Origin of the sequence: Limnothrix sp. PR1529, from assembly GCF_002742025.1 — a bacterium.
In the GTDB taxonomy this organism is placed as follows: Bacteria; Cyanobacteriota; Cyanobacteriia; order CACIAM-69d; family CACIAM-69d; genus CACIAM-69d.
The window spans coordinates 1-8,124 of record NZ_LIRO01000110.1; the positions used below are offsets into that span (position 1 = coordinate 1).

5 protein-coding genes and 1 pseudogene are annotated in these 8,124 nt (G+C 60.8%); 1 reads left to right on the plus strand and 5 read right to left on the minus strand.

Going from position 1 to position 8,124, the window contains the following annotated elements; genetic code table 11:
- From AMR42_RS15305 to AMR42_RS15325, 5 genes and pseudogenes are all read right to left on the minus strand, one after another.
- Nucleotides 1–285, minus strand: a pseudogene (locus tag AMR42_RS15305) (hypothetical protein); the annotation flags it as partial.
- Between the two features lie 179 nt (nucleotides 286–464).
- Nucleotides 465–2,228, minus strand: coding sequence for a 23S rRNA (guanosine(2251)-2'-O)-methyltransferase RlmB (gene rlmB / locus AMR42_RS15310; protein ID WP_099534529.1), 1,764 nt, complete (start codon nucleotides 2,226–2,228; stop codon nucleotides 465–467).
- Nucleotides 2,225–2,668: a Mini-ribonuclease 3 gene (locus tag AMR42_RS15315; RefSeq protein ID WP_199291639.1), complete on the minus strand. Its 444-nt coding sequence runs from the start codon at nucleotides 2,666–2,668 to the stop codon at nucleotides 2,225–2,227. Before AMR42_RS15315 ends, rlmB begins: the two co-directional genes overlap by 4 nt.
- A gap of 77 nt (nucleotides 2,669–2,745) precedes the next feature.
- Complete coding sequence (locus tag AMR42_RS15320; RefSeq protein WP_099534531.1) at nucleotides 2,746–3,123, minus strand: STAS domain-containing protein; 378 nt, start codon at nucleotides 3,121–3,123, stop codon at nucleotides 2,746–2,748.
- Between the two features lie 275 nt (nucleotides 3,124–3,398).
- Nucleotides 3,399–4,505, minus strand: a complete 1,107-nt coding sequence (locus AMR42_RS15325; protein ID WP_234407035.1) for an inositol monophosphatase family protein — start codon at nucleotides 4,503–4,505, stop codon at nucleotides 3,399–3,401.
- Between the two features lie 9 nt (nucleotides 4,506–4,514).
- Between AMR42_RS15325 and AMR42_RS15330 the strand changes: the two genes are divergently transcribed.
- The coding region (locus AMR42_RS15330) for a glycosyltransferase (protein ID WP_158234508.1) at nucleotides 4,515–8,124 on the plus strand (3,610 nt) is incomplete at its 3' end.

The window sequence follows — 8,124 nt, forward strand, 5'->3', positions numbered from 1 at the left end:
CACTGGCTCCGAGGCGGCTGGGGCCTTGGCGGGCGCGTCGGGTTGGGGCTTCGGGGCGATCGCCCTCGTGGGTTCTTTGCCTGTGCCCTTAGGCGCTTCAGGGGCAACGGGGCGCGATCGCAGCAAGCCCTGCCAACCCACTGGGATCGATTGACGACTGGCAAACCACCAGAACAATCCCCCAAAGATTAGCAGGGCCACTAAGACCGCAATCCATTCGTCATTAGTCTCGCGGGCCGATCGCGATCGATCCTCGGGCAAGGGCCCATCCGGCAATTGAGACACGCACCACCTCCAAACTCAGGCCATGGCCGGGGTTTTCATCAACTCGCACCGGAGGCACGAGGTAACCCCGGGGCTTAACCGTTCCCGTCCCCTTGAGGTTCGGTGGCGGCTAAGTCTCCGGACAGCCTAGCAAATGGCCCGCTGGGAGGCAAAATCAGGGCACGATCACAGCCGCGCTACTAGGAGTCCCGCAAGTCCAAGGATTGATGGCGACGCTGACGGCTCATTTCATAGAGCGCCATGCCCGCCGCCACCGAAGCATTCAGACTGGGCGTGTGGCCGCTCATGGGAATGGACATCAACACATCGCAGGTTTTTTGCACCAACAGGCTCAGGCCATCGCCCTCTGCGCCAATTACCAGCACGATCGGGCCCGTGAGGTCTACCTTGTCGATCGGTTCGCTGCCTTCAGCGGCCAAGCCATGGATCCAGAAACCAGCAGCCTTCAGGGTTTCCAGGGCTTGAACCAGGTTGCCCACCCGCGCGATGTTCAAGTGTTCGATCGCGCCGGCCGCCACCTTCACCACCGTGGAAGTTACGCCCACGGCCCGCCGTTGGGGAATGATGATACCCTTTGCGCCCAAGGCTTCGGCACTGCGGGCGATCGCACCCAAATTGTGCGGATCCGTCACCCCATCGACTGCTACCAACACGGCGCGATCGGTGGCCGCCTTGGCCTTTTCAATCACATCCGCCAAGTCCAAGTAATCGTAGGCCGCCGCCTGGGCTGCCACACCTTGGTGATTGCCCCCATCCGTCAGCCGCGCCAGTTGGCTGTAGGTGGCTTCATCGATGATTGTGCCGTTGGTCTTAGCCGTTTGCAGCAGCCCCATGAACCGGGAATCGTAGCGCAACTGGGGCACGATCCAGAGTTTGTGCAGGGTACGCTCGCTCTCTAGGGCTGCCAACACCGAATGACGGCCGTAGATGATGTCATTGTTGGTTTCGGCTTCGCCCGTGGTTGGGTTGCCATTTTGGGCATTGCCATCAAAGGCATGGGCAGCGCGATCGCGCCCGCCGAAGTCCCGGCCTTGGCCGTCCCGGTGTTGCTCGCGGAACCCATCCCGGCGGCCGCCAAACTTGCCCCCTTCGGGACGGCGACTGAAGGCCGGGCGATCGCCCCCGCGATCGAACCGAGGAGACCGATCCCCCCGTTCACTGCGATCGCTCCGTTCACCCCGATCGCCCCGGGGGGAGCCATAGTCACCATCCCGACGCTCATCCCGGTTCCGCTCCGGCCGGTCAGGGCGATCGGGTCGATCGCCAAAGGGCCGGCTGAACTTGCCTTGACCCTTGCCAAATTTCTTGCCCCGGAAGTCTGAACCCTCGCCACCGCGCGAGTCCCGGTTCTCTTCCCGGTTCCAATCGCCCCGAGGGCTAAAGGGTCGATCTCCCCCACGGTTCGGGCGATCGCCATCCCGGCCACGGCGCTCAAAGGACTGGCCGCCCTGACCGCCACCAAAAGGCTTGCGGCCAAAGGATTTACCACCAAAGTCCCGGGACTCGCCGTCACGCTGGCTGGAGCCATAGCCCCGCGATCCTTGCGATCGATCCTGGGATCCCTGCGATCCCTGAGAGCCATAGCCCGATCGCCCCTGGGAACCATAACCCGATCGACCTTGGGAGCCATAGCCCGATCGCTGGCCGCCGTAGTCCTTCTTTTCCTTGCCAAAGTCCCGGTCTTTGCCAAAATCCCGGCGCTCGCCCCCGTCATAGTTGCGGCGTTCCCGGTCTTCCCCGGAGAACCCGAAATCATCCGCGCGATCGCGCCGTCCCTCGTAACGCCCCTTCGAGCCTTCTCCCCCTTGGGAACCTTGATACCGTCCCTTGCCCTGAAACTGTCCGCCCTTAACCGGTTTCCCCGGACGCTCAAACTTGCTGGATTGACCGGCTTGGCCTGCTGAATTGCCGGTACGACCCTTACGATACGAAAAATCAGTCATGATGAAGAGTTGCGATCTAAAGTCGCATGAGAGGAAACAGACGGCGACAAATCCAACCGGGCCAACAACTCGGTCAGTCGGGACGGCTGGGTTAGGTAGAGATAACCCACCAAGGTTTCAAAGGCCGTGGCGGCCTGGTATATTCCACCCGCGAGCCGTTTTGGACGCTTATCAGTGGCATTGCGACCGCGCCGAACTATCTCACGTTCAGCCTCGGTCAGGTGGGGCAGCAGCGCCTCTAGATGGCGGGCTTGGGTTTCAGCGCGAACTTGGGCAACCACGCGATCGTGATAGGTGCGGGTGCGTGATTGCGGCAAGAGGTAATAGCAGCGGATGTAAAGTTCGTAAACGGAGTCGCCTAAATAGGCCAAGGCAGCCGGCGACAGACGTTGAATTTCGGCTGCGGGAATTGACGAACTGAGGGGGAGGGGCGATCGCAAGGCCGCGGCAGCTAGCCAGCCTGCTTCGACACTCGGAGAATCCGTCGCGATCGCCGGTTGTAACTCCACAGCCAATCTTAGCCTTGATTCGATTCAGAAACGCGCTTAATCGCCACTTCAACCGAATCCTGGAGCGATAGGAAGCTTTCGAGACGCACGAGTTTAACGGTCTGGGTGACGCGGGGATTCGTCACAATCTGGAAACTACCACCTGCACTCTGGGCCTTTTTCGCCAGTTGCACCAGAGCGCCTAGCCCAGAACTATCTACAAAATCGATATGCGCTAGATCCAGCACCACATGGGGCGGGCCGTCTTCAACATACTGCCCCAGCTTTTTGCGGAACGTGGGTTCCGAAAATGCATCGAGCAGCCCTGTGAGGCGGAACAGTTGACAATCTCCCTTAACTTCGCGCGTGCCTCGTAAGCTGACGGTTAGGGTAAGTTGCTCGGGAATAATGACCTCCTAAGAACACCGTCGCAATCTAGACAACATCCCAATATAAGGATTCCGAGCCTGGTTGTCCACTGAATTTTGTGCGGGTAGCCGCCCGGCTTCCGGGCCTTGGGTTCGTGCGGGAAAGTTTTGGGGAGGGGTTTTGCAGATTATGGGAATTTTGATTTTAGATTCCCAGGGAATCTAAAACTTGGGGATCGAAGAGGGGATCGAAGATCTGAGACTTGGGGATCTCATGACCCAACTGCCCCCAACCGCTGCCAAATCAGAGGCCCCTAAATCCCGATCGCCCGGCGGAAAAAATCGCCCAAATCAGCCCGAGCCACCACCAGACAGGCATTAGAACGTTTGCCATAACTGTCGCCAGGGGTAAGCGGAAAGGGTGGATAGGCTTCCAGGGAAATCCAGGTGGCTCCGGCCGCTTGCAGGATGGGCCAAACGGCGGCAATATCCCAGGCTTTGGGCGTTAGCTCGTAGGCTCCCACCATGCTACCGGTGGCGACGGTGAGCAAGTTGTAGCTAGCCGACCCGATCGCCCGGATTTTGCAACAGAAGGGGCGTGGGGCCCGCTCAATGCTGCGGGTGCAAAAACTGAAGGTTTGGTTGGGGCCCGGGTCGGCGCTGGTGGTTCGGATCGGGCGGCCATTGCGAAAGGCTCCTGGTTCGAGATCCAATCCCGTTTCACCGGGCCAAAAGCCATAACAAGCTTCTTGGGTGGGGGGATAGTACAAATAGCCAAAGACGGGCCAGCCGCGATAGAGCAGCCCGATCGAAATGCCCCAAACAGGGATGCCGTGGCTGAAATTGGTGGTTCCATCGATCGGGTCAATGATCCAACACCAATCCCGATCGGGCAAATCATGGTTGCCCTCTTCGCTGAGCAAGCCGTGATCGGGAAATCGATCGGCGATCGCCTGGCGCAGGGTGGCATCAGCCCAGGTGTCCGATTGGGTCAGCAAGGTTCCGTCGTCTTTTTCGGTGGTGGCTCGATCGCCCGCAAAGTCCTTCAGCAGTTGCTGACCCGTGTGCTGGGCCAGGTCGGCGGTGAAGGTTAAAACATCAGTCCAAAAGGTGCGATCGATGGCGGTCATGGCAAAAATTAGGCAGCGGAGGGCAAGGGCAGAAGACGCAGGAACGATAATTGCTCGGGGTACAGGCAACACACAGACAGGATAGCGACCGGCGGGCGATCGTCCAATGGCCAACATTGGCCAAGGAATGCGATGGCCATTGGCGGGCGAGCTGGGCATTCGGAGGGCCAGCCATTGGAGGGCCGGGCCGGTGTGGTATTTTTCCTGAGAACCCCACCGGTTCCCAGATGCACGCCCAGATGCACACCCAGATGCACGCCCATTGCCACGCACCCGTTGTCGATCTTGCAACCCCCTCCTATGACTGAGCCGACTATTGCGATCGTTGCTGGACTGTTGCCGGTGGGATGCGATCGGGTGGCGGCGGCCCTCGAAGAGTTGGGCTGGCGACCGGTTTCCGTGGAACCCTGGCATCAGGCCGTATTGCGGGCCCAAGGTTTCCAAGAGTCCGGTTGGGTGACGCGGCAACCGGAGCCGGTTTCGGCCCTGTGGATCGATCGCCTGGGGCAGCTTTGTCGCCGCTGGCCCACGGGCCCAGTGGTGGTGGCGGATGCTTTGGCCACCTTGTTTTTGAGTGATTGGCAAACCCAGTTCCCCACCGCTCGGTTTGTGTTGGTGTCCTGTGCCCCTTGGGTGGGCGTTTCGGCCCTGTTTCGGGCGGCGGGCGATCGGGCCCTCGAAGATCCAGAATGGGCCCTGCGGGTTTGGCAAACCTACCACGAGGCGCTGTTGGTGGCCCTTGAGCAATTGGGCGATCGCGCCATTTTGGTGGACTTGGCAGCCGGGGCGGTGGAATGGGGGCCCGAAACCCTGATTTTGCCCGACTGGGAGGCGATCGCCGATGAACGCCAAGCCCTTTTCCAGCATTTTTATCCCACGGCCACCGCCCTTTATCAGCAGCTCAACGCCCGGGCCCTGGCTCCACACCCGCAATTGCCGATCGACCCCAGCGCGCCCACCGATGCCCTCACCTGGTTGCAAGATTGGGCCTTGGCTGAACAGACCCGCGATCGCCAAGGGCAGTTTCGGCAACTGCAACAACAACTGGCCCAACTGCAACCGGCCTTGGCCCAAAGCCAATTTCAACTGGAGCAAACCCGCGCGGATCTCAGTCGCTATCAGGCCCGAGTCCTGACCGCCGAACAGGGGGCGATCGAGGGGCGATTGCAAGTGGATCAGTACCAAGCCCTGATTGGAACCTATGACAGTCGGCTGCAATGCACAGAAGACCTGCTGCAAGCGGCTAATCAGGACCTAGAAAGCCTGCGGGATCAAATTGCCGACCTCCACGAGGAATTGGAACTGGCGGAGTTGGAAGTGAAGCACGGTCACCAGGCGATCGCCCGGGCCAACGAACTGCGGGATCACGCCAAGGCCCAAATCGCCGCCGCCCAAGATCAGTTTCGGGAGTTGCGATCGCGCCTTGAGGAAACCCGTCGCCTGTTAGACATCATTCGTAGCAGCAAGTTTTGGGCCCTGCGGAATTTTTGGATCAAGCTGAAATACAAACTGCGGCCGCCAGCGGCCGATCACTTTGATCCGGAGCTGTTTGCGCGCACGCTGGTGGCCCTGTCGCAAATTCCCCCGGAACTGGCGATCGCCCCCGATCCGGCGGCCCAACAGTCTGCGATCTATGAGGCCATTAAGCGAGAGTTGCCCAGCCTGGATTTGCGCAAGCCCCACGCTCTCCTGCGGCTGTTTGATGCGGCCTACTATCTGGAAACCCAGCCGGATGTGGCCAACTGTCTGCCCAATGCCACCTATAGCCAGGCCTTTACCCACTTTGTGGCCAACGGGGCGACGGAAGGGCGCGACCCCAGCCCCCTCTTCAAAACCCGCTACTACCTGGAAACCTATCCCCAGGTGAAAGCGCGATTGGCGGCCAAGGACTTCAACAGCGCGATCGAACATTTCCTTGAAGTGGGAATGGCGGAGGGGCTGAATCCCAATCCCAACTTTGACAGCGAATTTTATTTGCAAACCTATGGCGACGCGGCCTTGGCGGTGGAACTGGGGCAATATCGCAGCGCCTTTGAGCATTTCCTGTTGGTGGGGGTGCGCGAAGGACGCTTGGCGGCTCCAGTGAAGGTGCAAAAGGCGGACGATCGCCCGATCGGGATGTTTGCCTTCATCAGCGGCTGCGGCGGTGCGCCTTACCGTTACCGTTGCCTGCACCAGGCGGAAGCCCTGCGCTATTTGGGCTACAGCGTTGAGGTCTACGACATTGCCCAATATCCTTACCGGGAACTGTTGGATCAATACCGAGTGGTGGTGATGCACCGGCCCACCTTCCATCCCAACCTGGAGTCAGCGATCGAGGAAGGGCGAAAACAGGGCGTGCGGTTTGTGTTTGAAACCGATGATTTGGTCTTTGATCCGGATCTGCTCTATCAGTTGGAAGATGCCAACAGCGGCGAAGAGGAACTGCGGCAGGTTTACAAGGAGATGATGCACCAATACCAACGGGCGATCGCCCGGGTGGATGGGGTCAGCACCAGCACTGCCAACTTGAAACGGTCGATCGAACAGCGATTCCCCGGCACTCCCGTGGCGCTGTTGCCCAACCGAGCCAGCGCCGAAATGGAACGGCAAGCGGCCGAAACCCTGGCGGCCAGAACCGATGAGCGCGATCGCTCCGTGGTGCGCCTGGGCTATCTCAGCGGCACCAAAACCCACCAGCGGGACTTTGCGGAATGTGAGGCCGCCTTGCAGGTCATTGCCACCCGCTATCCCCAAGTGCGACTGTTGGTGGTGGGGCATTTGGAACTATCGGCGGACTTCGCGGCAACCTGGGGCGATCGACTGGAGCGGTTGCCAATTTTGCCCTGGGAAAAACTGCCGGAAGTGTATGCCCGTTTGGACATTAACTTGGCTCCCCTAGAGCGCGATCGGGAATTCACCGCCGGGAAGAGCGAGCTGAAATATTTTGAGGCGGCCCTGTTGGCCGTGCCCACGGTGGCCTCCCATTGGGGAACCTATGCGGAAGCCATTCAACCGGGAGTTACGGGGTTCCTGTGTGGTGATTCGGAAGACTGGATCGCCACCTTGGGCCAGTTAATTGAGGATCGGGATTTGCGCGATCGCTTGGGGCAAGCGGCCAACCAAGCGGCCCGCCAGCGCTACCTCACCCGCGCCGCCTTGGGAGAAACCTGGACCGGCTGGCATCACCTGTTAGCCCGATCGATCCCGGAACCCAGTGCGCTGACCGTGGCCGTGGTGGTCTCCCTCGCAGCCAGCGACAGCGTGGAGGTCGATCGAATCGCCGCCCTGGCCCGGGCCCTGGATGCCCAAGGCCATGAGGTGCGGCTCGTGGTGCAACCCTTCGGAGCCAGCAGCAGCGGCCAAGTCCATCAGGCCTGTCGTGCTTGGGAAACCCAGTTGCAAGGCAGCGGTGTGCAGGTGTTGGAAGGCCAAACGGGGCTGCCGGCCTTGGATGTGGCCCTGGCCACCGATTGGCGATCGGCCTGTGCGGTGGCCGATTGGGCCAACGTGCGGTTGCGGGTGCGTTTGGTTCAAACCTGGGAAGTGGATTGCGAAGCCCCGGGCACTCTTGAGCGCGAAACGGCCCTCGGTTCCTGTGGGTTGCCGTTGCGGCCGATCGCCCTCGGCCAGGCCCTCGCCGATCGCTGGGAAACGGCCCAGGCCCTGCGAGTGCCGCCCCTGTGGTTAGAAGGCGGATTAACGGCAGACTTTTTGCCCGCCACGCCCAATTGGGTGCGCCACAGCGGCCCCGCCCGATCGATCCTTTGGTTAGACGATCGCGCCGCCGATGCCGACCAGCGATCGGCCATCATTGCCGGGTTAAGCCTCCTGGCCGCCCAGCAACCGGATCTCCAAATTCGCCGCTACGGTTCCCACGCGCCGGAGCCACTACCCTTTGCTTGCGAGGAACTGGGCTGGCCCGATCGGG

Coding starts and splice junctions, on each gene's coding strand:
- rlmB (WP_099534529.1), bottom strand. CDS start 2,228: ATGACTGATTTTTCGTATCGTAAGGGTCGTACCGGCAATTCAGCAGGC.